This window comes from Streptococcus sp. FSL L8-0526 (genome assembly GCF_038007145.1).
Taxonomy (GTDB): Bacteria; Bacillota; Bacilli; order Lactobacillales; family Streptococcaceae; genus Streptococcus; species Streptococcus thermophilus.
Window position 1 is genome coordinate 535,865 of the sequence record NZ_JBBOWP010000001.1, and the last position, 25,257, is coordinate 561,121.

Below are 25,257 nucleotides of genomic sequence, written 5' to 3' on the forward strand. Positions count from 1 at the left end.
GGCTTTTTATGGTAGTCTATTCTGGACGAACAGTTGAACAAGCTATCGAGAAAGGTTTGAGAGACCTTAATCTACCGCGTATGAAGGCTCATATTAAGGTGATTTCTCGTGAGAAGAAAGGTTTTTTAGGGTTCGGAAAGAAACATGCCCAAGTTAGCGTTGAACCAATCATTGAAGAAATAGCTCACAAAGCTGATCGCGATGTTATTAAAGTGGCTCCTGATGCTGTAAAGCAGCCGGATGATTTTGTTACAAGTTCCAAAGAAGAAACTACTGCTTTCAAGAAAGTGACAAAGCTTATTACGGTTTCAGATAATAAGGGAGAGGCACAGGAAATCTTAAAGCAACCAGTGGCTACTGAGACCTTTGGGGAAGAGGTGCTTGGTAAAATACAGGAGCAGCCAAAGGCGACAATTATTCCTTTGTCTGTTCAGCACGAGTCATCAGAAGAGGATGCTACAGAACCTAAGGTTACTTCTCTTGCGCCCAAACTAGAACCTGTTGCTCAACTTCAGAATGTAGAAACTTCAGAATCAGAAGATGATTTCAGCTCTTTTGTGGCATCTGAGTTTAGTTCAGTTGAATATTCTGAAAGCAATTTTGAAGAAGTTCAATCAGCTGCAGATGACGTTTTATCTTACCTTGAAAAAATCATCTATGAAATGGACGTTGATGCTAGTCTGGAGGTTAGTCACAATCGTCGTAATATCATTATACAGATTGAGACAGACCAGCCAGGACGTGTTATTGGCTATCACGGTAGGGTTCTTAAGTCTTTACAACTTTTAGCACAAAATTATGTGCACGACCGTCATTCTAAACGCTCTAGTGTTGTTCTTAATGTTCGTGATTATTTGGAGCAACGTACAGAGACTCTGATTGATTTAGCAGAAAAAATAGCAGCCAAAGTAAAAGAAACAGGGAGAGAGTATGTGATGGATCCAATGACCAACAGCGAACGTAAAATCATTCATAAGTATCTCTCTCAAATTGAAGGTGTAGAAAGTCACTCAGAGGGTGATGATCCTAATCGTTATGTTGTGGTGACAAAAGTATAATTATAATAGAGTTTATTGCTTGCAAAAACTAGTCTTATTTTAAGGCTAGTTTTTTTGACAATGAAAAGTAGTCGCTGTCTAACAAAGTGAAAACAGGGTCAAAATGAAACGTAATACTACTAAACTAAAGGAAAAGTTAATCACAACTGGAAGCGGGAGAGATAAGAGCAAAAGGAATCGAACAACTATCTATATGGAAGGAGCTAAATAATGGAGGTCTCGATTATCTACGCATATCCAAACAACAATAGCTACAATCTCTCTCTATACTAGAGACTGAAAAAAAGAATTTATCACCCCCTACAAGGCATTAGAATCTTTGATTTGTACAAAGAGAAGTTTGATCCTGTTTTACGATTCGATGCCACATATAGGAGAAGAGACTTGGCTCATGATATAAATATGAAAGTCTATAGAGACTTGTTGATTTGGATTGTTTATTTGATTTTTATATTTCTAACTTGGAGGAGTGGAATGTCAACAATCTTAAAAGGATATATTGAACGAGTTTTTGTTGCTGTTTTTGCTTATGATAATACAGTACGTAGTTGAAAAGGTAGACTTGATGATACGGTGCGGATCATTACTAGACATAATACACCCAAGATTTTTTCCTTTTGCGCAAGACTACACCAAAGTTTTAAAATATTAAATTCTAAAAACTTGTGGCATTAAACTATTCAAAGTCACTTAGCTTACACGTGTTGAATATATGAGTGAGCAAAAGCGAAAAATAAAGCTCAAAAATATTGCAAAAATAGTTAAATCCTTATAACTAAATATTGATAGTGTGAGGAGTTAAGGGGGTAATATATACTAGATTTTTAAAACCATTCTACTACGGTTATCGGTCTGTTCTTTTTATTAATGAATTTTCTAGTACTTCAAGCTATGGTGAAAATAATCTCTAAGTATTTCTTGACAAGAGCATGCTATTACTATAAAATAATATGGTATGTTTAGTAACTGATCAAAAATAGCCGGCTAAACGAATACGAAAATCTATTAGGAGGTATTCAACGTGAAACGTACTTATCAACCAAGTAAAATCCGTCGTCAACGTAAACACGGATTCCGTCACCGTATGTCAACTAAAAACGGACGTCGCGTTCTTGCAGCTCGTCGTCATAAAGGACGTAAAGTTCTTGCAGCTTAAGACATTCATGAAAGCAACAGTGCTCGAGACTGTTGCTTTTTTGTTGTCTTTCGAAAACCATTAGCTGTGCTAGTGGTTTTCGAAAAGCTTTTAGCGATGTATCAAATAATCCTCCAACTAAAGTGTTTCATTAGATAAGGTTTTCCGACCATTAATTAGTATATTAAAGGAGGATTCTTGATAAGACAGAGTAATAATAGTTTGGCATATACTACATGGAATTGTAAGTATCATATTGTTTTCGTCCCAAAATATAGACGTCAAATAATCTATGGGAAATACAAAGCAAGTATTGGTCAAATCTTACGATTATTATGTGAAAGAAAAGGCGTTGAAATTCATGAAGCAGAAGCTTGCCCAGATCATATTCACATGTTGGTGAGTATACCACTGAAACTAAGTATCTCCTTATTTATGGGATATTTAAAGGGTAAAAGTAGCTTAATGATATTCGACCGACACGCTAATTGAAAGTATAAATATGGTAATCGCAAATTCTGGTGTCAAGGGTTTTATGTTGATACGGTTGGGCGAAATCAGAAGCGAATTGAAGCATATATTCGTAATCAATTACAAGAAGACGTGATAGCAGATCAGCTCAGTCTTTTCGAGGAATATAATCCATTTACAGGTGATAAGAATCAAAGAAAGTAGTCTAAAATAGACCCGCTAGGAGGGTCAGCTAGCAAAGGTGGTGCTGAAGGGAAACCATTCAGTAGGCCTTTGGGCCTCGGCTGGTAGCTTCGGATGAAATTGTTAGGTGATGGGTTTTAAAGAGTTTGAATCGACAGTTTGAAAATAGAGAGCTGACAATTCTTATAAAATTTGATACACTAAAGCAGTTGTGGATAATGTCCGCTCGCTAAAAAATACTTAGGACTGTTTTTCCTAACGTAAGGAGTTTAAATGACTGATTTTCCTATTAAATATCGTCTTATAAAGAAAGAAAAATACACAGGAGCACGCCTAGGAGAAATTATAACGCCTCATGGCACTTTTCCAACACCGATGTTTATGCCTGTCGGTACCCAAGCTACTGTAAAAACGCAATCCCCTGAAGAACTAAAGCAGATGGGTTCAGGAATTATTTTGGCAAATACCTATCATCTATGGCTGAGACCTGGTGATGAGCTTATTGCTAAAGCTGGTGGACTCCATAAGTTTATGAATTGGGAACAAGCCATTCTTACAGATAGTGGAGGATTCCAGGTTTACTCATTGGCGGAAAAGCGAAACATTTCAGAGGAAGGTGTAACCTTTAAAAATCACCTTAATGGAAGTAAGATGTTTCTTTCTCCTGAAAAAGCTATTTCAATTCAGAATAATCTCGGCTCAGATATTATGATGAGCTTTGACGAATGTCCGCAATTTTACCAGCCATATGATTATGTCAAAAAATCTATCGAACGTACGAGTCGTTGGGCAGAGCGTGGACTAAAAGCCCATCGTCGGCCACACGATCAAGGGCTCTTTGGTATTGTACAAGGAGCTGGTTTCGAAGACCTTCGCAGACAATCTTCGCATGATTTGGTTTCTATGGATTTTCCTGGGTATTCTATTGGTGGTCTTGCGGTTGGAGAAACTCATGAAGAGATGAATGCCGTACTAGATTTTACTGTACCTCTACTTCCTGAAAACAAACCGCGTTACCTTATGGGAGTAGGGGCGCCAGATAGTTTGATTGATGGTGTTATCCGTGGAGTCGATATGTACGACTGTGTTTTGCCGACAAGAATTGCTCGAAATGGGACGTGTATGACTAGCAATGGACGCCTAGTAGTTAAAAATGCTGCCTATGCAGAAGACTTTAGCCCAATTGATCCAGAGTGTGATTGTTACACATGTAAGAATTACACACGTGCATATGTGAGACACTTGTTGAAAGCAGATGAGACGTTTGGAATTCGTTTGACAAGTTATCATAATCTTTATTTCCTAGTAAATTTGATGGCCAAGGTCCGTCAAGCTATTGTTGATGACAACTTACTCGAGTTTCGTCAAGACTTTATTGAAAAATATGGATATAATGCGAGTAATAGGAATTTTTAAATAATTTATTTAGCAGTACCGAATGTACTGCTTTTTTTCTTTCTTGAATTGTCAGATTAAGTGCATACTTTCCCCTTAGAATACTTCATAAGGTGTTTTTCAGTTAGGACATTATCGTGGCCTATTATTAAGTTTGCTTTCCTGCAGCTGAATAGTCTGATGACTTGTCTTTCCACGATGGCGGGGCTTACGAATACCGACACGAGCACGAAGACGATGAAGTGACTTAGCAAAATGATGGTAGCTCATAAGACTTCCTTTCGTAACTAGTTCGTTCAATTCTATTTTACAAGAAAATCTTATGAGTTTTTATTGTGTACTTGTCTCTTGTATTGTATATTTAAGTTTTTAAAAACTCTTGACACCTATCTAAAAGGATGTTAAGATATAAAAGTTGTCTTAAGTGATTTGTCTCTAACTCGTAAAGGTTCCAAAACTTTTAAAAAAGCTATTGACAAGTTTAAGAAGGGATGATAATATAAAAAAGCTGTTTCGTGAGAGACGGCCAGCACGAAGAAGAGAAAAAAACTTCAAAAAAAGTGTTGACAAGCTATTCTATCTTTGCTAAAATATAGAAGTTGTCTCAAGAGAGGCAAAGACCTTTGAGAACTGAATAAGAAACCAAGTGCAGGGTTATGATAGAAGAATTATAACCTGTCAATTTACAAGAATAAATCGTCAGACGACGGTAATGAGTTAACGCTCAAACAATTATTAAAGTATTAATGAGAGTTTGATCCTGGCTCAGGACGAACGCTGGCGGCGTGCCTAATACATGCAAGTAGAACGCTGAAGAGAGGAGCTTGCTCTTCTTGGATGAGTTGCGAACGGGTGAGTAACGCGTAGGTAACCTGCCTTGTAGCGGGGGATAACTATTGGAAACGATAGCTAATACCGCATAACAATGGATGACACATGTCATTTATTTGAAAGGGGCAATTGCTCCACTACAAGATGGACCTGCGTTGTATTAGCTAGTAGGTGAGGTAATGGCTCACCTAGGCGACGATACATAGCCGACCTGAGAGGGTGATCGGCCACACTGGGACTGAGACACGGCCCAGACTCCTACGGGAGGCAGCAGTAGGGAATCTTCGGCAATGGGGGCAACCCTGACCGAGCAACGCCGCGTGAGTGAAGAAGGTTTTCGGATCGTAAAGCTCTGTTGTAAGTCAAGAACGGGTGTGAGAGTGGAAAGTTCACACTGTGACGGTAGCTTACCAGAAAGGGACGGCTAACTACGTGCCAGCAGCCGCGGTAATACGTAGGTCCCGAGCGTTGTCCGGATTTATTGGGCGTAAAGCGAGCGCAGGCGGTTTGATAAGTCTGAAGTTAAAGGCTGTGGCTCAACCATAGTTCGCTTTGGAAACTGTCAAACTTGAGTGCAGAAGGGGAGAGTGGAATTCCATGTGTAGCGGTGAAATGCGTAGATATATGGAGGAACACCGGTGGCGAAAGCGGCTCTCTGGTCTGTAACTGACGCTGAGGCTCGAAAGCGTGGGGAGCGAACAGGATTAGATACCCTGGTAGTCCACGCCGTAAACGATGAGTGCTAGGTGTTGGATCCTTTCCGGGATTCAGTGCCGTAGCTAACGCATTAAGCACTCCGCCTGGGGAGTACGACCGCAAGGTTGAAACTCAAAGGAATTGACGGGGGCCCGCACAAGCGGTGGAGCATGTGGTTTAATTCGAAGCAACGCGAAGAACCTTACCAGGTCTTGACATCCCGATGCTATTTCTAGAGATAGAAAGTTACTTCGGTACATCGGTGACAGGTGGTGCATGGTTGTCGTCAGCTCGTGTCGTGAGATGTTGGGTTAAGTCCCGCAACGAGCGCAACCCTTATTGTTAGTTGCCATCATTCAGTTGGGCACTCTAGCGAGACTGCCGGTAATAAACCGGAGGAAGGTGGGGATGACGTCAAATCATCATGCCCCTTATGACCTGGGCTACACACGTGCTACAATGGTTGGTACAACGAGTTGCGAGTCGGTGACGGCGAGCTAATCTCTTAAAGCCAATCTCAGTTCGGATTGTAGGCTGCAACTCGCCTACATGAAGTCGGAATCGCTAGTAATCGCGGATCAGCACGCCGCGGTGAATACGTTCCCGGGCCTTGTACACACCGCCCGTCACACCACGAGAGTTTGTAACACCCGAAGTCGGTGAGGTAACCTTTTGGAGCCAGCCGCCTAAGGTGGGACAGATGATTGGGGTGAAGTCGTAACAAGGTAGCCGTATCGGAAGGTGCGGCTGGATCACCTCCTTTCTAAGGAAAAACGGAATGTACTTGAGTTTCTTATTTAGTTTTGAGAGGTCTTGTGGGGCCTTAGCTCAGCTGGGAGAGCGCCTGCTTTGCACGCAGGAGGTCAGCGGTTCGATCCCGCTAGGCTCCATTGAATCGAAAGATTCAAGTATTGTCCATTGAAAATTGAATATCTATATCAAATTCCATATGTAAGTAATTACATATAGATAGTAACAAGAAAATAAACCGAAACGCTGTGAATATTTAATGAGTTAGGTCGAAAGGCCAAAAATAAGGTTAAGTTAATAAGGGCGCACGGTGGATGCCTTGGCACTAGAAGCCGATGAAGGACGTGACTAACGACGAAATGCTTTGGGGAGCTGTAAGTGAGCAATGATCCAGAGATGTCCGAATGGGGAAACCCGGCAGGTAATGCCTGTCACTCATTACTGTTAAGGTAATGTAGAGGAAGACGCAGTGAACTGAAACATCTAAGTAGCTGTAGGAAGAGAAAGCAAAAGCGATTGCCTTAGTAGCGGCGAGCGAAACGGCAAGAGGGCAAACCGAAGAGTTTACTCTTCGGGGTTGTAGGACTGCAACGTGGACTTAAAGATTATAGAAGAACTACCTGGGAAGGTAGGCCAAAGAGAGTAATAGCCTCGTATTCGAAATAGTCTTTATACCTAGCAGTATCCTGAGTACGGCGAGACACGAGAAATCTCGTTGGAATCTGGGAGGACCATCTCCCAACCCTAAATACTCTCTAGTGACCGATAGTGAACCAGTACCGTGAGGGAAAGGTGAAAAGCACCCCGGGAGGGGAGTGAAATAGAACCTGAAACCGTGTGCCTACAACAAGTTCGAGCCCGTTAATGGGTGAGAGCGTGCCTTTTGTAGAATGAACCGGCGAGTTACGATATGATGCGAGGTTAAGTTGAAGAGACGGAGCCGTAGGGAAACCGAGTCTTAATAGGGCGCATTAGTATCATGTCGTAGACCCGAAACCATGTGACCTACCCATGAGCAGGTTGAAGGTGAGGTAAAACTCACTGGAGGACCGAACCAGTGCACGTTGAAAAGTGCTTGGATGACTTGTGGGTAGCGGAGAAATTCCAAACGAACTTGGAGATAGCTGGTTCTCTCCGAAATAGCTTTAGGGCTAGCGTCGATGTTAAGTCTCTTGGAGGTAGAGCACTGTTTGGGTGAGGGGTCCATCCCGGATTACCAATCTCAGATAAACTCCGAATGCCAATGAGATATAATCGGCAGTCAGACTGCGAGTGCTAAGATCCGTAGTCGAAAGGGAAACAGCCCAGACCACCAGCTAAGGTCCCAAAATATATGTTAAGTGGAAAAGGATGTGGGGTTGCACAGACAACTAGGATGTTAGCTTAGAAGCAGCTATTCATTCAAAGAGTGCGTAATAGCTCACTAGTCGAGTGACCCTGCGCCGAAAATGTACCGGGGCTAAAACATATTACCGAAGCTGTGGATACCTTTATAGGTATGGTAGGAGAGCGTTCTATGTGCGAAGAAGGTGTACCGTGAGGAGTGCTGGAGCGCATAGAAGTGAGAATGCCGGTATGAGTAGCGAAAGACAGGTGAGAATCCTGTCCACCGTAAGACTAAGGTTTCCAGGGGAAGGCTCGTCCGCCCTGGGTTAGTCGGGACCTAAGGAGAGACCGAAAGGTGTATCCGATGGACAACAGGTTGATATTCCTGTACTAGAGTATATAGTGATGGAGGGACGCAGTAGGCTAACTAAACCAGACGATTGGAAGTGTCTGGCCAAGCAGTGAGGTGTGATATGAGTCAAATGCTTATATCTTTAACATTGAGCTGTGATGGGGAGCGAAGTTTAGTAGCGAAGTTAGTGATGTCACACTGCCGAGAAAAGCTTCTAGCGTTAATTATACTCTACCCGTACCGCAAACCGACACAGGTAGTCGAGGCGAGTAGCCTCAGGTGAGCGAGAGAACTCTCGTTAAGGAACTCGGCAAAATGGCCCCGTAACTTCGGGAGAAGGGGCGCTGACTGATGGTCAGCCGCAGTGAAAAGGCCCAAGCAACTGTTTATCAAAAACACAGCTCTCTGCTAAATCGTAAGATGATGTATAGGGGGTGACGCCTGCCCGGTGCTGGAAGGTTAAGAGGAGTGCTTAGCGTAAGCGAAGGCATGAATTGAAGCCCCAGTAAACGGCGGCCGTAACTATAACGGTCCTAAGGTAGCGAAATTCCTTGTCGGGTAAGTTCCGACCCGCACGAAAGGCGTAATGATTTGGGCACTGTCTCAACGAGAGACTCGGTGAAATTTTAGTACCTGTGAAGATGCAGGTTACCCGCGACAGGACGGAAAGACCCCATGGAGCTTTACTGCAGTTTGATATTGAGTATCTGTACCACATGTACAGGATAGGTAGGAGCCTATGACCTCGGGACGCCAGTTTCGAGTGAGGCGTTGTTGGGATACTACCCTTGTGTTATGGCTACTCTAACCCAGATAGGTTATCCCTATCGGGGACAGTGTCTGACGGGCAGTTTGACTGGGGCGGTCGCCTCCTAAAAGGTAACGGAGGCGCCCAAAGGTTCCCTCAGAATGGTTGGAAATCATTCGCAGAGTGTAAAGGTATAAGGGAGCTTGACTGCGAGAGCTACAACTCGAGCAGGGACGAAAGTCGGGCTTAGTGATCCGGTGGTTCCGTATGGAAGGGCCATCGCTCAACGGATAAAAGCTACCCTGGGGATAACAGGCTTATCTCCCCCAAGAGTTCACATCGACGGGGAGGTTTGGCACCTCGATGTCGGCTCGTCGCATCCTGGGGCTGTAGTCGGTCCCAAGGGTTGGGCTGTTCGCCCATTAAAGCGGCACGCGAGCTGGGTTCAGAACGTCGTGAGACAGTTCGGTCCCTATCCGTCGCGGGCGTAGGAAATTTGAGAGGATCTGCTCCTAGTACGAGAGGACCGGAGTGGACTTACCGCTGGTGTACCAGTTGTTCTGCCAAGAGCATCGCTGGGTAGCTATGTAGGGAAGGGATAAACGCTGAAAGCATCTAAGTGTGAAGCCCACCTCAAGATGAGATTTCCCATGATTTTATATCAGTAAGAGCCCTGAGAGATGATCAGGTTGATAGGTTAGAAGTGGAAGTGTGGTGACACATGTAGCGGACTAATACTAATAGCTCGAGGACTTATCCAACGAAAGTAACTGAGATATATTGACAACGATTTGGTTTCTTGATACAGTATAGATATTCAATTTTGAGTTGAGAATACTCAGAGTTAAGTGACGATAGCCTAGGAGATACACCTGTTCCCATGCCGAACACAGAAGTTAAGCCCTAGTACGCCTGATGTAGTTGGGGGTTTCCCCCTGTTAGATACGGTAGTCGCTTAGCCTTTATCCGCCATAGCTCAGTTGGTAGTAGCGCATGACTGTTAATCATGATGTCGTAGGTTCGAGTCCTACTGGCGGAGTATAATTTTTTAAGCTAGACATTGTCTAGCTTTTTTGGTTTGTTTTCTTGTTAATTACTAATTTTTTGGGTATTATATGAATATATTTTTTATTTGAGAGGTATTATTATGTCAATTTTTGCATCTGCTTTTACGCCCATTTCTGTCTCTTCGGCTAAGGAGAATATTGCTTCAGCTGAAAAATTTATTTTGTTTATTGGACGTCCTTCGTGCCCGTATTGTCAGCTTTTTGAGCCTAAATTATCAAATGTTGCACGTAAGTCTGAATTTAATATTTTTTATATTAATAGTGAAAATACTGATGAACTGGGAGAGATTCAGGCTTTACGTAAACGCTATGGTATTGCGACTGTACCTGCATTGTTTGTCTCAGAAAAAGGAGCTGTGAAGGTTGTTTGTGACTCTACGCTCTCTGAGGAAGACATTTTAGATTTTATTTCTTAAGTTATTTATATTTAGAGGTTCTTATGTTTTTTTGTAAACACAAGGGCCAGTACCAGTATTATGAAACAGATCGAATGGGAATTACTCATCATTCAAATTATGTTCAATGGATGGAAAAGGCCAGAACTTTTTTCTAAGGAATTTAGGATGGCTTTATGAAAAAATTGAAGAGGAGGGTATTATTTCTCCTGTTATTTCTATTTCGTGTGAATACAAAGCTAAAACAACTTTCGCAGATCAGGTTTCTATAGAGATTTCTGTTAAAAGTGTTAAACTTTCTAAACTTTCTTTTCTGTATTGAATGGTAAATCAAGATGGTATTCTAGTTTGTACAACTGTTTCAGAGCATAGTTTTTGTCTAAAGAAGGTAGTTTTATTAATCTAAAAAATGATTTCCCTGTATTCTTTGCTTTGTTAGAAGAACAATTAACTTTAGAATAAAAAAGAAAATCAAAATGATTTTCTTTTTTATTCTTCAAGAAGTTTTTGATAAATATTTAAATTTTCATCATCAAAGACGTTAAAAATAACTTTTTTAACAATTTGAGAGTGATCAATAAAGGATTTTACAGTTTTGATTGCGATCTCTGCTGCTTTTTGTTTTGGAAAATTGAAATTGCCAGTTGATATACATGGTATAGCAATTGATTCTATCTTGTTTTTTTCAGCTAGTGCTAATACTGAAAGATACGATTTAATCAAAAGATCTTCGTCAATTGGTGTTACTTGGTTTTCAATTTTTGGACCAACTGTATGGATAACAAAGGCAGAAGGGAGATTGTAGGCTGGGGTTATTTTAGCCATTCCTACTGGTTCTTCATATCCTTGTTCTAAGATGAGTTCGAAACAAGCCTGACGTAACTGGACACCTGCATATGTATGAATAGCATTATCAACACAATTATGGAGTGGTTTCATACATCCAAGTAAGGTCTTATTTGCTGCATTTACTATTGCATCGATCTCTAGTCTTGTAATATCACCTTTCCATAGATAGATTCTCTTATCTTGAGGAATAGACTGGAGAGAGTTGAGTTGTACAATTCCTCGTTCCCCTTTTCTAACTTGTAGGTAAAGATCTTGTATGGTCAAGAATTGTGTTGATGCTGCCATTGGTTTACGTGTATTAAAGAGTGCTCTTAGGAGTTTCTGCTTTTCTTCGAGCTCTTCTGGAACAATCAAATCATGTAATTCTAGATTTTCTTTTTTGAGTTCACCTATGAGATAGGTAATCATTGCAACTTTATCCATATTTATTCTTTCTATTTTTTAGTTTATTTATTATTATACTCTCAAGGTATTCTATGGGCAAGTGATGTCCATGATAGACAATGACTAATATTTGATAAGAAATTCTTATGTATGTATCAAATTCTTGCAATGGCCTTTAGAATCATATAGAATAGGTCTACAAATGTTTTATAATATTTAGGAGGACAATTAAATGACAAAAGTAGTAACAGACTCTACATTTGAACAAGAAACAGCTGAAGGACTCGTCTTGATTGATTTTTGGGCTACTTGGTGTGGGCCTTGCTTGATGCAAGCACCAATTCTTGAGCAACTTTCTGAAGAGATTTCAGAAGATGAACTAAAGATTGTGAAGATTGATGTTGATGAGAATCCAGAAACAGCACAAAAATTTGGAATTATGTCTATCCCAACTTTGTTATTCAAAAAAGATGGTGAGGTTGTTAAGCAAGTTGCAGGTGTCCATACAAAAGAACAAATTAAAGCCATCATTTCTGAGCTTAGCTAAGTAATCATGGCCATTCCATTTAGGGAGAGTTTATTTTTTTGAACGATGAGGAGAGTCAAATGTCTTATTCATTTTAAAACCCTAGTGCTCAGGTTATAGAATCTTATTAAAAATCAGCAAAGACTATCGCAATCGTTGGTCTATCTCATCGTAAGGAGGCAGTATCTTATCAAGTTGCGCATTTCCTACAAGCTACTGGTTATCGTATCATGCCAGTAAATCCTAAACTAGAAGGTCAGGAGCTTCTAGGAGAGCATGTTTATGCTTATCTTAAGGACATCCCGTTTTCAGCAGATATTGTTGATGTTTTTAGACGCAGTGAGTATTTACCAGATGTTGCTTATGATTTTCTTGAAACGAAGGACAAAGTTTTTTGGAGTCAAATCGGTCTTGAAAATGAAGAGGCAGAGACTATTCTTCGTCAGGCTAATAGACAGGATATTGTAATAAATTGCTGTACAAAGATAGAATATATGCGACTCTTTGTTTAATAAAATGAAAAGATGAGTGAGCTAAGCTCGCTCCTTTTTGTTATAATAGACCTATGATTAAAATTTTTGATACACATACCCATCTTAATGTGGATAATTTTGCAGGAAAAGAACTAGAAGAAGTAGATTTTGCAGCTGAACTTGGTGTTGTTAAAATGAATATTGTTGGTTTTGATAAAGCGACAATTAAGAAGTCTTTAGCACTGTCAGAGCAATACGACCAGCTATATAGTACAATCGGATGGCATCCTACAGAAGCGGGATCATATACTCAGGAAATTGAGGATATGATTGTGTCACAATTGGGAAATCCGAACGTAGTGGCACTTGGCGAGATTGGTTTGGACTATTATTGGATGGAAGATTCTAAGGAGGTTCAGATTGAGGTCTTTAAGCGTCAAATAGCCTTGTCAAAGGAATATAATTTGCCTTTCGTTGTACACACACGTGACGCAATAGAGGATACTTACGAGGTTATTAAAGAAGTTGGGGTTGGTCCTTGTGGTGGGATTATGCACTCATACTCAGGGTCCCTGGAGATGGCTCAAAAATTTATTGAGCTTGGTATGATGATTTCATTTTCAGGTGTTGTAACTTTTAAGAAGGCTTTGGATGTCCAAGAAGCTGCTCAGTACTTACCTTTAGATAAGATTTTAGTTGAAACAGATGCACCGTATCTAGCACCTGTGCCAAAACGTGGTCGTGAAAATCGTACAGGGTATACACGTTACGTGGTGGATAAGATTGCCGAGCTTCGTGGTTTAACAAGTGAAGAGGTTGCAAGAGTTACTTATAACAATGCGATGAGGATTTTTGGTCTGAATGAGTAAAATAAAAATTCAAGAAGTTATCGTCGTAGAAGGCAAGGATGATACGGCAAATTTGAGACGTTTTTATGAGGTGGATACCTATGAAACTAGAGGCTCTGCTATTAATGAGGATGACTTAGAGCGTATTGATAAGCTTAATGAATTACGAGGAGTGATTGTTTTCACAGATCCAGATTATAATGGAGAACGTATTCGGAAAATCATCATGGAAGCTGTTCCGACAGCAAAGCATGCTTTTTTGAACCGTGGTGAAGCGAGTCCAAAATCTAAGACAAGAGGCCGTTCCTTGGGAGTCGAGCATGCAAATTTTAAAGATATTCAGAAGGCACTGGCTGGAGTTCTAGGTAGTTACGATGATGATAATCAGTTTGATATCAGTAAATCAGATCTCATGAAGTTAGGACTTTTAATGGGATCGGATAGCCGTAAACGTCGAGAATATTTGGGGGAAGCGCTTCGTATTGGTTATTGCAATGGAAAGCAGCTATTAAAACGTTTGGAATTGTTTGGAATTACTTTAGAAGAACTTGAAGAGGTCATGGCGAAATACTAGGGTTATTAGTGCTCTTAGAAATTAAGAAGTCGCTAAAGTTGCTGCTAAATCGTTTATTTTAGCAGTTGAGATAATTAAGAATTTGATTTAATTTTGAATCAAAGTAACAAGAATCCTGATATTAAAAATAAGAAAAGAGAATGAATGAGAATTGCAGATTATAGTGTGACCAAGGCTGTTCTTGAACGTCATGGTTTTACCTTTAAGAAGTCTTTTGGACAGAACTTCTTAACAGATACAAATATTTTACAAAAGATTGTTGATACGGCAGAGATTAATAAAAACGTCAATGTTATCGAAATTGGGCCAGGTATTGGAGCATTAACTGAATTCTTGGCTGAAAATGCTTCGGAAGTTATGGCATTTGAAATTGATGAGCGATTAGTTCCGATTTTGGAAGACACTTTGCGTGATCATGATAATGTTAAAGTGATTAACGAAGACGTTCTCAAGGCAGATTTACAGACACGTGTCAAAGAATTTGAAAATCCAGACCTACCAATCAAGGTTGTAGCCAACCTGCCATACTATATTACGACACCAATTTTAATGCATTTGATTGAGAGTAAGATTCCTTTTGCAGAATTTGTTGTTATGATGCAAAAAGAAGTTGCAGATCGTATTTCTGCTGAGCCCAATACAAAGGCCTATGGGTCGTTATCCATCGCTGTGCAATATTATATGACTGCCAAGGTGGCATTCGTTGTCCCTCGTACAGTTTTTGTGCCAGCACCTAATGTTGACTCGGCTATTTTGAAGATGACACGCCGTAAGCAACCTTTAGTCGAAGTTAAAGACGAAGATTTCTTTTTCCGTGTATCAAAGGCTAGTTTTTTGCATCGTCGCAAGACGCTTTGGAATAATCTGACAAGTCATTTTGGTAAGTCTGAAGAAGTTAAAAACAAGCTTGAGCAGGCTTTGAAAAATGCAGCTATAAAACCTTCTATTCGGGGAGAGGCACTGTCTATTTCGAATTTTGCACATCTCTCAGATGCTTTGAGAGAAGCTGGTCTATAATTCAAAAACCCCACTGAATGTCAGTGGGGTTTTAGCTATGCGGAGAAAGGGAGTTGAACCCTCACGCTTGAAAAAGCACATGCGCCTGAAGCATGCGTGTCTGCCATTCCACCACCTCCGCAGTGATAGTATTATTATACTGCAAATTAGTAAAAATTCAAGGAGTCCAAAGTAATTGTGCTCCGTGCTTGTTTTGGGTCAGAAATGCTTGTAGTTTTGTGGTATAATAAGGCTATTAAACGAATGAGGAGTTCACTTGCAAGGAAGAATTATCAAAGCACTAGCAGGTTTCTATTATGTAGAGCATGATGGTGTTGTTTACCAGACGCGTGCACGAGGAAATTTTAGAAAAAAAGGGCAAACACCTTATGTTGGAGATTTTGTTGAATTTTCGGCAGAGGAAAATTCAGAGGGGTATATCCTTAAAATCGGTCAACGAATCAATAGTCTAGTGCGTCCGCCCATTGTCAATATCGATCAGGCTGTGGTTATTATGTCTGCTAAGGAACCAGATTTTAACAGTAATCTTTTGGATCGTTTTTTGGTTTTATTAGAGCATAAACATATAAAACCTGTAATCTATATTTCTAAGATGGACTTGGTTGAAGATGATTCGGAGATGAAGAGTATTCAAACACAGTATCAACGAATTGGTTTTGATCTTGTCTTTACTTTGGAAGAACTATTGCCTCTCTTGGTTGATAAAGTCACAGTCTTCATGGGGCAGACTGGTGTAGGAAAATCGACTCTGCTAAATCGTATTGCCCCGCAGTTAAGTTTAGAAACAGGTGAAATTTCGGACAGTCTAGGTCGTGGTCGTCACACAACAAGGGCTGTAAGCCTTTATGATGTTCATGGTGGGAAGGTTGCTGACACACCGGGGTTCTCTTCACTAGACTATGAAGTGGCTAATTCAGAAGATTTGAGTGAAGCTTTTCCAGAAATTCGTCAGGCCAGTCATGGCTGTAAGTTCCGTTCCTGTACCCACACCCATGAACCTTCTTGTGCTGTTAAAGATGAAGTGGACAATGGTCAAATCTGGGAAGTTCGTTATGATAATTACCTTCAATTTTTAAGTGAAATTGAAAACCGTCGCGAAATATATAAAAAAAATATCAAAAGAAAGTAGGTCTCTCATGTCATATAAAATTGCTCCATCTATCCTAGCTGCTGATTACGCTAATTTTGCTTCTGAACTAGCTCGTATTGATGCATCAGGCGCAGAATATGTTCATATCGATATCATGGATGGCCAATTTGTTCCGAATATCAGTTGGGGAGCAGATGTGGTTGCTAGCATGCGTAAACATAGTAAGTTAGTTTTTGATTGTCATCTTATGGTTGTTGATCCTGAGCGTTATGTGACTGCTTACGCACAGGCTGGTGCAGATATTATGACTATTCATGTCGAAGCTACTAAACACATTCATGGTGCCCTTCAGAAGATTAAAGCTGCTGGTATGAAAGCAGGTGTTGTAATCAATCCTGGCACACCAGTTGAGGCACTTATTCCAGTGCTTGCTTTAGTGGATCAAGTACTTATTATGACTGTAAACCCAGGTTTTGGTGGTCAGACCTTTATTCCAGAAATGATGTCTAAAGTAGAACAGGTCGTTGAACTTCGCCAAAAAGGTGGCTATTCATTCGATATTGAAGTTGATGGTGGGGTAGATAACAAAACCATCGCAGCATGTGCTAAGGCGGGAGCTAATGTTTTTGTAGCGGGCTCTTACCTTTTCAAAAATCATGATTTGACTGCGCAAGTTCAAACGCTCCGTGATGCTATCGATGCCTAAAATAGCTTTGTTTGTCGGTGGTGAGCTAGATTGGTTCACTACCGATTTTGATTATTTTGTTGGAGTGGATCGTGCTTGTTTGTACTTGCTGGAGTTAGGGTTACCTCTTGACCTGGCGGTAGGGGATTTTGATTCGGTCTCTGAGTTAGAATTAGACGTCATTCAATCGACAGCTAAATCTTGTAAGAAAGCTTCAGCTGAGAAGAATGACACAGACACTGAGTTAGCTTTAAAATTGATTTTTCAGGCTTACCCCGAAGCTGAAGTAACCATTTTTGGTGCTTTTGGTGGTAGGATAGATCATATGTTGTCAAATGTATTTCTAGTCAGCAATCCGCAACTAGCTCCTTTTATGGATCGTATCTGCTTACGGGATAAGCAAAATAAAATTACTTATTGTTCAGAAGGCAAACATGAATTTCTTCCAGAACCTGATATGACTTATATATCCTTTTTACAGGAAGGTGATGGAGAACTGACGATTTTGGGAGCAAAATATGAATTAACCAGTAGTAATTATTTTCAAAAAAAAATCTATTCCAGCAATGAATTCGTTGATGGTCCAATTCATGTGACAGTACCAAATGGATACGTGATTATCATCCAGACTAGAGATAGGAGTTAGTATGATCTACCTGCTTACACTTTTGACTTTTTTAAGCCTAGGGCTTTTGGCTGTTCTCTACTTGAAGAATGTGGAGTTAAAAGAACAGCTTAACAAGAGTCTGGAAGAAAATGCAGATAATCTTTCAGATCAAATTTCTTTTCAGTTAGAAAATTTTGCTAAAACAAATCAACTCGAAACGACAAAGCAATTGAATCAATTGCAGGTGGCACTTTATCAACAATTGACAGATATTCGCGAGGTTTTGCACCAAAACTTGTCCGATAATCGAGATCGTTCTGATCAACGCCTAGAGCAAATAAACCAAAGCCTGGCGAAAGCTGTTAGGGATATGCAGAATTCCAATGAGAAACGTTTGGAACAAATGCGTCAGACAGTTGAAGAGAAACTGGAACAAACTTTACAAACACGTTTACAAGCGTCTTTTGAGACGGTTTCAAGACAGCTAGAGTCTGTTAACCAAGGTTTGGGGGAAATGAAAAATGTTGCTAAGGATGTTGGGAGCCTCAACAAGGTCCTTTCAAATACAAAAACACGTGGTATTCTGGGAGAACTTCAATTAGGACAAATTATTGAAGATATACTGGCTGCTAATCAGTACGAGCGAGAATTTCCTACGGTATCAGGTTCAAGTGAACGGGTTGAATATGCAATTAAGATGCCTGGAAATCATAAAGACGAATATGTCTACCTCCCGATAGATTCTAAGTTTCCCCTAGAAGATTATTATCGTCTGGAAGATGCTTATGAATCTGGCGACAAAGAGCAGATTGAGAGTCATCGTAGGTCACTTATGACTAGTATTCGACGATTTGCCAAGGATATTAATAAGAAGTATCTTAATCCACCTGAGACTACCAATTTTGGCATATTATTTTTGCCGACGGAAGGACTTTATGCTGAGGTGGTACGACAGCCGGCCTTCTTTGATGCCCTTCGTCGCGAGGAGAATATTGTAATTGCAGGTCCATCAACATTATCTGCACTCTTGAATTCATTATCTGTGGGATTTAGAACTTTGAATATTCAAAAGAATGCGGATGATATTAGTAAAATTTTAGGAAACGTTAAACTGGAGTTTGGTAAGTTTGGAGATATGCTTGCTAAGGCTCAAAAACAATTAAATACAGCAAGTAAAACTGTCGATAGTCTGCTTAACACACGGAGCAGGGCAATTGTTAGAGCTCTTGATACCATTGAAACCTACCAAGATAGTGCGACACAAAGTTTGTTAGATTTACCACGATTAGAAAATGAGGATGAGCATGAAAATTAATCAAATGAAAAAAGATGAGTATTTTGAAGGCTTTTATCTGATTAAGCGTGCAGAAGTACGTAAGACACGAGCGGGAAAGGACTATATTGCTTTTACCTTCCAGGATGATTCTGGTGAAATTTCAGGAAATTTATGGGATGCTCAGCCTTATAATGTTGAAGAATTTACAGCTGGTAAGGTAGTCCATATGAAAGGACGCCGAGAGGTTTATAATAATACGCCTCAAGTCAATCAAATTACCTTGCGACTCCCTTTATTTGGTGAACCGAATGATCCGGCTGATTTTAAGGGAAAGCCACCGGTAAATTCATCCGAAGTGCGTGAATATCTTGAGCAGATGATTTTCAAAATAGAGGAAGCTACGTGGCAACGTGTGGTCCGTGCCCTTTATCGTAAGCATAATAAGGATTTTTTTAGTTTTCCTGCTGCTAAAACAAACCATCATGCCTTTGAAAGTGGATTAGCTTATCATACAGCGACTATGATTCGCTTGGCTGATAGTATTGGAGATATTTATCCAGAGCTAAATAAGAGTTTGCTCTTTGCAGGAATTATGCTACATGACCTAGCTAAGGTCATTGAATTAACTGGTCCTGAAAATACAGAATATACCGTTCGTGGAAACTTGATTGGTCACATAGCTTTGATTGATGAAGAAATTACCAAAGTTCTTGTCGAGCTTAATATTGATGATACACGTGAGGATGTTGTTGTTTTACGTCATGTCATTTTAAGTCACCACGGGCAATTGGAGTATGGAAGTCCAGTTCGTCCTCGTATCATGGAGGCGGAGGTTATCCATATGATTGATAATCTCGATGCTAGTATGATGATGATGACGACAGCTCTGAACTTAGTTGGACCAGGAGAGATGACTAATCGCCTATTTGCCATGGATAACCGTTCTTTCTATAAGCCAAAATATGACTAGAAGCGAAAGTAAGTGAACATTTAATGAAAAAATGTTCGCTTTTTATTGTATTATGGTATAATAGTTAAAAAGTACAGAAAATATAGGTAACATATGAAATTAAAACGAAGTGAGCGTATGGTAGTGATTTCAAACTACCTGATTAATAATCCATATCAACTAACAAGTCTTAACACCTTTGCAGAGCGTTATGAAGCTGCTAAGTCGTCAATCTCAGAAGATATTGCTATTATTAAAAAAGCTTTTGAAGAAAGTCAAATAGGGGAAATCGAAACAGTAACGGGTGCCTCTGGGGGTGTTATGTTTACACCAACTATTTCTGATGAAGATGCAAGAAGTCTAGTTGAAAATCTTTGTGAACGCCTTTCTGAGAGTGATCGTATCTTGCCAGGTGGTTATCTCTATCTATCTGATTTATTAAGTACCCCATCGATTTTGAAAAATGTTGGTCGTATTATTGCTAGTGCTTTTAAAGGTCAAAAAATTGATGCTGTAATGACTGTTGCAACAAAAGGTGTGCCTTTGGCAAATGCAGTGGCAGATGTCTTGAATATTCCATTTGTTATTGTTCGTCGTGATTTGAAAATCACAGAAGGATCAACAGTCTCAGTAAACTACGTCAGTGGCTCAAGCAATCGTATTGAAAAAATGTTCCTTTCAAAACGCAGTTTGAAACCAAATAGTCGTGTTCTTATTGTTGATGATTTTCTTAAAGGTGGCGGCACTATTACCGGTATGATTAGTTTGCTTTCGGAATTTGATAGTGAGTTGGTGGGTATAGCTGTATTTGCAGAGAATGCCAAAGTCGATCGAGACATTCATGAATACAAATCATTGCTCACTGTATCTGACATCGATGTAAAATCACAAAAAGTAGAAGTTGAAGTAGGTAATATTTTCGATAAATCAAAAGCTTAGAACGTAATTCCTAATTTAATATTTAGGAATTTTCTTTTTGGCAAGAAATTATTGACAATGTTCCTTAGAATATGGTATTATATCAGACGGTACTTTTTACTTTTGGTCTCTCAAAAGTGTACAGAGACGTGCTGACATAAGTTGCAAAAGTACACACAGATATGGATTGTCACCAGTGCCATATCAACCAAAAATAAAAAACACAGGAGAATGTAGATGCCTACAATTAACCAATTGGTTCGTAAACCACGTCAATCAAAAGTTGTTAAATCTAAATCACCAGCTTTGAACGTTGGTTACAACAGCCTCAAAAAAGTTCAAACTAAAGTATATTCACCACAAAAACGTGGTGTTGCAACACGTGTTGGAACAATGACACCTAAAAAACCTAACTCAGCCCTTCGTAAATTTGCTCGTGTACGTTTGAGCAACCTTATCGAAGTTACTGCTTACATCCCAGGTATCGGACACAACCTCCAAGAACACAGCGTTGTTCTTATCCGTGGTGGACGTGTAAAAGACCTTCCAGGGGTACGTTACCACATCGTCCGTGGTGCACTTGATGCTGCAGGTGTAGCTGGTCGTAAACAAAGCCGTTCTAAATACGGTACTAAACGTCCTAAAGGATAAGAAGGGAGATAAGATAAAATGAGTCGTAAAAATAGAGCGCCTAAACGCGAAGTATTGGCAGATCCATTGTACAATTCAAAAATCGTTACACGTCTTATCAACCGTGTAATGCTTGATGGTAAACGTGGTACTGCTGCAACAATCGTATACGATGCTTTCGAGCAAATCAAAGAAGCAACTGGAAACGATGCTCTTGAAGTATTCGAAACAGCTATGGACAACATCATGCCTGTACTTGAAGTACGTGCACGTCGTGTTGGTGGTTCAAACTACCAAGTCCCAGTTGAAGTTCGTCCAGAACGTCGTACAACTCTTGGTCTTCGTTGGTTGGTTAACGCATCACGTGCGCGTGGTGAACACACTATGAAAGAACGTCTTGCAAAAGAAATCATGGATGCTGCAAACAACACTGGAGCAGCAGTTAAGAAACGTGAAGATACTCACAAAATGGCTGAAGCAAACCGTGCCTTTGCACACTTCCGCTGGTAATTATAAGTTTCAAGCTGTATTACAGTCATATATTATTCATAAGCTGATGCTTTGGAACTGTAACAGCTTGAGTTTTGGCTTTGGTTCAAATTGTATAATTTATATCGTTTGAAAACCAGTTGAATATCATTGAAGAACGGGTAGGTCCTGCCTATCCGTTTTTTGACAATAATGTTATAATAAATAAGTAAACTAAAATATTTATAGGAGAATAAACCTAATGGCACGCGAATTTTCACTTGCAAAAACTCGTAATATCGGTATCATGGCCCACGTTGATGCTGGTAAAACAACTACAACAGAGCGTATCCTTTACTACACTGGTAAAATTCATAAAATCGGTGAAACTCACGAAGGTGCATCACAAATGGACTGGATGGAGCAAGAACAAGAACGTGGTATCACAATCACTTCTGCCGCTACAACAGCGCAATGGAATGGTCACCGTGTTAACATCATCGATACACCAGGACACGTGGACTTCACTATCGAAGTACAACGTTCACTCCGTGTATTGGATGGTGCCGTAACCGTTCTTGACTCACAATCAGGTGTAGAACCTCAAACTGAAACAGTTTGGCGTCAAGCAACTGATTATGGTGTTCCACGTATCGTATTTGCCAACAAAATGGATAAAATCGGTGCTGACTTCCTTTACTCAGTAAGCACACTTCATGATCGTCTTCAAGCAAACGCACACCCAATTCAATTACCAATCGGTGCTGAAGATGACTTCCGTGGTATCATTGACTTGATTAAAATGAAAGCTGAAATCTATACTAATGACCTAGGTACAGATATTCTTGAAGAAGATATTCCAGCTGAATACGTAGATCAAGCAAACGAATACCGTGAAAAATTGATCGAAGCAGTTGCTGAAACTGACGAAGATTTGATGATGAAATACCTTGAAGGTGAAGAAATCACTAACGATGAATTGAAAGCAGCTATTCGTCGTGCTACAATTAACGTTGAATTCTTCCCAGTTCTTTGTGGTTCAGCCTTCAAAAACAAAGGTGTTCAATTGATGCTTGATGCGGTTATTGACTACCTTCCAAGTCCACTTGATATTCCAGCCATCAAAGGTATTAACCCAGATACAGGCGAAGAAGAAACTCGTCCTGCTTCTGATGAAGCGCCATTTGCAGCTCTTGCCTTCAAGATCATGACTGACCCATTTGTAGGTCGTTTAACATTTATCCGTGTTTACTCAGGAATCCTTCAATCAGGTTCTTACGTAATGAACACTTCTAAAGGTAAACGTGAACGTGTCGGACGAATCCTTCAAATGCACGCTAACAGCCGTCAAGAAATTGAACAAGTTTATGCCGGTGATATCGCTGCTGCTATCGGTTTGAAAGATACTACAACTGGTGACTCGTTGACTGATGAAAAAGCTAAAGTTATTCTTGAGTCAATCGAAGTTCCAGAACCAGTTATCCAATTGATGGTTGAGCCTAAGACTAAAGCTGACCAAGATAAAATGGCTATCGGTCTTCAAAAACTTGCTGAAGAAGATCCAACATTCCGTGTTGAAACTAACCCTGAAACTGGTGAAACTGTTATCTCTGGTATGGGTGAACTTCACCTTGATGTCCTTGTTGACCGTTTGAAACGTGAACACAAGGTTGAAGCCAATGTTGGTGCCCCACAAGTATCATATCGTGAAACATTCCGTGCTGGAACACAAGCACGTGGATTCTTCAAACGCCAATCAGGTGGTAAAGGTCAATTTGGTGACGTTTGGATTGAATTTACTCCAAACGAAGAAGGTAAAGGATTCGAATTCGAAAATGCCATCGTTGGTGGTGTGGTTCCACGTGAGTTCATCCCTGCAGTAGAAAAAGGATTGGAAGAATCAATGGCTAATGGTGTCCTTGCTGGATACCCAATGGTTGACATTAAAGCTAAGCTTTATGATGGTTCATACCACGATGTCGATTCATCTGAAACTGCCTTTAAGATTGCTGCATCTCTTGCACTTAAAGAAGCTGCTAAGACTGCACAACCAACTATTCTTGAGCCAATGATGCTTGTAACTATCACTGTTCCAGAAGAGAACCTTGGTGATGTTATGGGTCACGTTACTGCTCGTCGTGGACGTGTTGATGGTATGGAAGCACACGGTAACACCCAAACCGTTCGTGCCTATGTACCACTTGCTGAAATGTTCGGTTATGCAACAACACTTCGTTCTGCAACTCAAGGACGTGGTACATTCATGATGGTATTTGATCACTATGAAGATGTTCCAAAATCAGTTCAAGAAGAAATCATCAAGAAAAATTCTGGTGAAGCTTAATTAGAAGTTTTTAAGTTAAGGTGCTTATGAAAGTAAGTGCCTCTTTCTATTTGCATTCTCCTGAAAAAAATTATATAATAGGTATGTTAAAAGGTTAAATGAAAACCCTCAAGTTAATCTTTTCACAATAGTGAGAGTTTGCTCTCAAAATTATATTTATTCGATTTTCATAAGGAGGAAATCACTAATGGTAGTTAAAGTTGGTATTAACGGTTTCGGCCGTATCGGTCGTCTTGCTTTCCGTCGTATCCAAAACGTAGAAGGTGTTGAAGTTACACGCATCAACGACCTTACTGATCCGGTTATGCTTGCACACTTGTTGAAATACGACACAACTCAAGGTCGTTTCGACGGTACTGTTGAAGTAAAAGATGGTGGATTCGAAGTTAACGGTAAATTCGTTAAAGTTTCTGCAGAACGTGATCCAGAACAAATTGACTGGGCTAATGATGGTGTAGAAATCGTTCTTGAAGCAACTGGTTTCTTCGCTAAGAAAGATGCTGCTGAAAAACACTTGCACCCTGGTGGAGCTAAGAAAGTTGTTATTACTGCTCCTGGTGGAAATGATGTTAAAACAGTTGTATTTAACACTAACCACGATATCCTTGATGGTACTGAAACAGTTATCTCAGGCGCTTCATGTACTACAAACTGTTTGGCTCCAATGGCTAAAGCACTTAATGACAACTTTGGTGTTGTTGAAGGGTTGATGACTACTATCCATGCTTACACTGGTGACCAAATGCTCCTTGACGGACCACACCGTGGTGGGGACCTTCGTCGTGCACGTGCTGCTGCTGCAAATATCGTTCCTAACTCAACTGGTGCTGCTAAAGCTATCGGTCTTGTAATCCCAGAATTGAACGGTAAACTTGACGGATCTGCACAACGTGTTCCAGTTACAGCTGGATCAGTTACTGAATTGGTAGCAGTTTGTGAAAAGAACGTTACTGTTGATGAAGTGAACGCAGCTATGAAAGCAGCTACAAACGAATCATATGGATACACAGAAGATCCGATTGTATCTTCAGATATCGTAGGTATGTCTTACGGTTCATTGTTTGACGCAACTCAAACTAAAGTTCTCGACGTTGACGGTAAACAATTGGTTAAAGTTGTTTCATGGTACGACAACGAAATGTCTTACACTTCACAACTTGTACGTACTCTAGAATACTTCGCGAAAATCGCTAAATAATTCAATTGTATAGG

21 protein-coding genes, 3 tRNA genes, 3 rRNA genes and 3 pseudogenes are annotated in these 25,257 nt (G+C 40.2%); 27 read left to right on the forward strand and 3 right to left on the reverse strand.

Annotated elements, in window-relative coordinates; genetic code table 11:
- The first annotated feature begins 8 nt into the window (after positions 1 to 8).
- The 5 genes and pseudogenes from jag (at position 9) to tgt (ending at position 4,263) form a co-directional block, all read left to right on the forward strand.
- Positions 9 to 1,058, forward strand: coding sequence for an RNA-binding cell elongation regulator Jag/EloR (gene jag / locus NSQ85_RS02950; protein ID WP_179974030.1), 1,050 nt, complete (start codon positions 9 to 11; stop codon positions 1,056 to 1,058).
- A 324-nt stretch (positions 1,059 to 1,382) separates the two neighbouring features.
- Positions 1,383 to 1,610, forward strand: coding sequence for an NAD(P)H-dependent oxidoreductase (locus tag NSQ85_RS02955; RefSeq protein ID WP_232087331.1), 228 nt, complete (start codon positions 1,383 to 1,385; stop codon positions 1,608 to 1,610).
- A 469-nt stretch (positions 1,611 to 2,079) separates the two neighbouring features.
- The gene (rpmH, locus tag NSQ85_RS02960) at positions 2,080 to 2,214 is read left to right on the forward strand and encodes a 50S ribosomal protein L34 (RefSeq protein ID WP_179974029.1); all 135 of its coding nucleotides are present in this window, start codon (positions 2,080 to 2,082) and stop codon (positions 2,212 to 2,214) included.
- Between the two features lie 180 nt (positions 2,215 to 2,394).
- Positions 2,395 to 2,868 (forward strand): annotated as a pseudogene (gene tnpA, locus NSQ85_RS02965) (IS200/IS605 family transposase).
- Positions 2,869 to 3,120: 252 nt separating this feature from the next.
- Positions 3,121 to 4,263, forward strand: a complete 1,143-nt coding sequence (tgt, locus tag NSQ85_RS02970) for a tRNA guanosine(34) transglycosylase Tgt (RefSeq protein WP_179972307.1) — start codon at positions 3,121 to 3,123, stop codon at positions 4,261 to 4,263.
- A gap of 111 nt (positions 4,264 to 4,374) precedes the next feature.
- On the opposite strand, the gene NSQ85_RS02975 is transcribed toward tgt, so the two are convergent.
- Positions 4,375 to 4,512, reverse strand: coding sequence for a hypothetical protein (locus NSQ85_RS02975; protein WP_179972306.1), 138 nt, complete (start codon positions 4,510 to 4,512; stop codon positions 4,375 to 4,377).
- A 472-nt stretch (positions 4,513 to 4,984) separates the two neighbouring features.
- Between NSQ85_RS02975 and NSQ85_RS02980 the strand changes: the two genes are divergently transcribed.
- From NSQ85_RS02980 to NSQ85_RS03010, 7 genes and pseudogenes are all read left to right on the forward strand, one after another.
- Positions 4,985 to 6,532: ribosomal RNA gene (locus tag NSQ85_RS02980) — 16S ribosomal RNA — on the forward strand.
- A gap of 54 nt (positions 6,533 to 6,586) precedes the next feature.
- Positions 6,587 to 6,659, forward strand: a tRNA-Ala gene (locus NSQ85_RS02985).
- Between the two features lie 147 nt (positions 6,660 to 6,806).
- Positions 6,807 to 9,706 (forward strand): 23S ribosomal RNA (locus NSQ85_RS02990).
- 83 nt (positions 9,707 to 9,789) lie between these two features.
- Positions 9,790 to 9,905, forward strand: a 5S ribosomal RNA gene (rrf, locus tag NSQ85_RS02995).
- Together the 16S, 23S and 5S rRNA genes with 2 tRNA genes alongside form the textbook arrangement of a ribosomal RNA operon.
- Positions 9,906 to 9,910: 5 nt before the next feature.
- Positions 9,911 to 9,984: transfer RNA gene (locus NSQ85_RS03000), tRNA-Asn, on the forward strand.
- A gap of 108 nt (positions 9,985 to 10,092) precedes the next feature.
- A complete protein-coding gene (gene traF, locus NSQ85_RS03005) occupies positions 10,093 to 10,428 on the forward strand; it encodes a conjugal transfer protein TraF (protein ID WP_179974028.1) in 336 nt (111 codons plus the stop codon).
- Positions 10,429 to 10,451: 23 nt separating this feature from the next.
- A pseudogene (locus NSQ85_RS03010) lies at positions 10,452 to 10,869 on the forward strand (acyl-CoA thioesterase).
- A gap of 27 nt (positions 10,870 to 10,896) precedes the next feature.
- Here NSQ85_RS03010 and NSQ85_RS03015 read toward each other — a convergent pair.
- Positions 10,897 to 11,679 (reverse strand): protein-ADP-ribose hydrolase, encoded by a 783-nt coding sequence (locus NSQ85_RS03015; RefSeq protein WP_179974027.1) that lies wholly within the window; start codon positions 11,677 to 11,679, stop codon positions 10,897 to 10,899.
- 193 nt (positions 11,680 to 11,872) lie between these two features.
- Between NSQ85_RS03015 and trxA the strand changes: the two genes are divergently transcribed.
- The 5 genes and pseudogenes from trxA (at position 11,873) to rsmA (ending at position 15,078) form a co-directional block, all read left to right on the forward strand.
- Positions 11,873 to 12,187, forward strand: a complete 315-nt coding sequence (gene trxA / locus NSQ85_RS03020; RefSeq protein ID WP_084826154.1) for a thioredoxin — start codon at positions 11,873 to 11,875, stop codon at positions 12,185 to 12,187.
- Positions 12,188 to 12,282: 95 nt separating this feature from the next.
- Positions 12,283 to 12,678, forward strand: a pseudogene (locus NSQ85_RS03025) (CoA-binding protein).
- Between the two features lie 53 nt (positions 12,679 to 12,731).
- The gene (locus tag NSQ85_RS03030; RefSeq protein WP_340781122.1) at positions 12,732 to 13,508 is read left to right on the forward strand and encodes a TatD family hydrolase; all 777 of its coding nucleotides are present in this window, start codon (positions 12,732 to 12,734) and stop codon (positions 13,506 to 13,508) included.
- A complete protein-coding gene (rnmV, locus tag NSQ85_RS03035) occupies positions 13,501 to 14,061 on the forward strand; it encodes a ribonuclease M5 (protein ID WP_179974025.1) in 561 nt (186 codons plus the stop codon). The genes NSQ85_RS03030 and rnmV overlap by 8 nt, the downstream gene beginning before the upstream one ends.
- A 144-nt stretch (positions 14,062 to 14,205) precedes the next feature.
- Positions 14,206 to 15,078, forward strand: a complete 873-nt coding sequence (rsmA, locus tag NSQ85_RS03040; protein ID WP_179974024.1) for a 16S rRNA (adenine(1518)-N(6)/adenine(1519)-N(6))-dimethyltransferase RsmA — start codon at positions 14,206 to 14,208, stop codon at positions 15,076 to 15,078.
- A 38-nt stretch (positions 15,079 to 15,116) separates the two neighbouring features.
- Here rsmA and NSQ85_RS03045 read toward each other — a convergent pair.
- Positions 15,117 to 15,199 (reverse strand) — tRNA-Leu (locus NSQ85_RS03045).
- Positions 15,200 to 15,334: 135 nt separating this feature from the next.
- On the opposite strand from NSQ85_RS03045, the gene rsgA reads away from it, so the two are divergent.
- The 10 genes from rsgA (at position 15,335) to gap (ending at position 25,243) form a co-directional block, all read left to right on the forward strand.
- Entirely contained in the window at positions 15,335 to 16,207 is an 873-nt protein-coding gene (gene rsgA, locus NSQ85_RS03050) for a ribosome small subunit-dependent GTPase A (RefSeq protein WP_179974023.1), read from the forward strand.
- A gap of 7 nt (positions 16,208 to 16,214) precedes the next feature.
- Entirely contained in the window at positions 16,215 to 16,874 is a 660-nt protein-coding gene (gene rpe / locus NSQ85_RS03055; protein WP_179974022.1) for a ribulose-phosphate 3-epimerase, read from the forward strand.
- Positions 16,867 to 17,499, forward strand: coding sequence for a thiamine diphosphokinase (locus NSQ85_RS03060; RefSeq protein ID WP_179972300.1), 633 nt, complete (start codon positions 16,867 to 16,869; stop codon positions 17,497 to 17,499). Before rpe ends, NSQ85_RS03060 begins: the two co-directional genes overlap by 8 nt.
- 1 nt (position 17,500) lies before the next feature.
- Complete coding sequence (locus tag NSQ85_RS03065; protein WP_179974021.1) at positions 17,501 to 18,775, forward strand: DNA recombination protein RmuC; 1,275 nt, start codon at positions 17,501 to 17,503, stop codon at positions 18,773 to 18,775.
- Positions 18,765 to 19,706 (forward strand): 3'-5' exoribonuclease YhaM family protein, encoded by a 942-nt coding sequence (locus NSQ85_RS03070; RefSeq protein ID WP_340781124.1) that lies wholly within the window; start codon positions 18,765 to 18,767, stop codon positions 19,704 to 19,706. The genes NSQ85_RS03065 and NSQ85_RS03070 overlap by 11 nt, the downstream gene beginning before the upstream one ends.
- A 93-nt stretch (positions 19,707 to 19,799) precedes the next feature.
- Complete coding sequence (purR, locus tag NSQ85_RS03075; RefSeq protein WP_179974019.1) at positions 19,800 to 20,624, forward strand: pur operon repressor; 825 nt, start codon at positions 19,800 to 19,802, stop codon at positions 20,622 to 20,624.
- 216 nt (positions 20,625 to 20,840) lie between these two features.
- A complete protein-coding gene (gene rpsL / locus NSQ85_RS03080) occupies positions 20,841 to 21,254 on the forward strand; it encodes a 30S ribosomal protein S12 (protein ID WP_179972296.1) in 414 nt (137 codons plus the stop codon).
- Positions 21,255 to 21,272: 18 nt separating this feature from the next.
- Positions 21,273 to 21,743, forward strand: a complete 471-nt coding sequence (rpsG, locus tag NSQ85_RS03085) for a 30S ribosomal protein S7 (protein WP_084829114.1) — start codon at positions 21,273 to 21,275, stop codon at positions 21,741 to 21,743.
- Between the two features lie 220 nt (positions 21,744 to 21,963).
- Positions 21,964 to 24,045, forward strand: coding sequence for an elongation factor G (gene fusA / locus NSQ85_RS03090; RefSeq protein WP_340781126.1), 2,082 nt, complete (start codon positions 21,964 to 21,966; stop codon positions 24,043 to 24,045).
- Between the two features lie 187 nt (positions 24,046 to 24,232).
- A complete protein-coding gene (gene gap, locus NSQ85_RS03095) occupies positions 24,233 to 25,243 on the forward strand; it encodes a type I glyceraldehyde-3-phosphate dehydrogenase (protein ID WP_084829112.1) in 1,011 nt (336 codons plus the stop codon).
- Positions 25,244 to 25,257 lie beyond the last annotated feature (14 nt).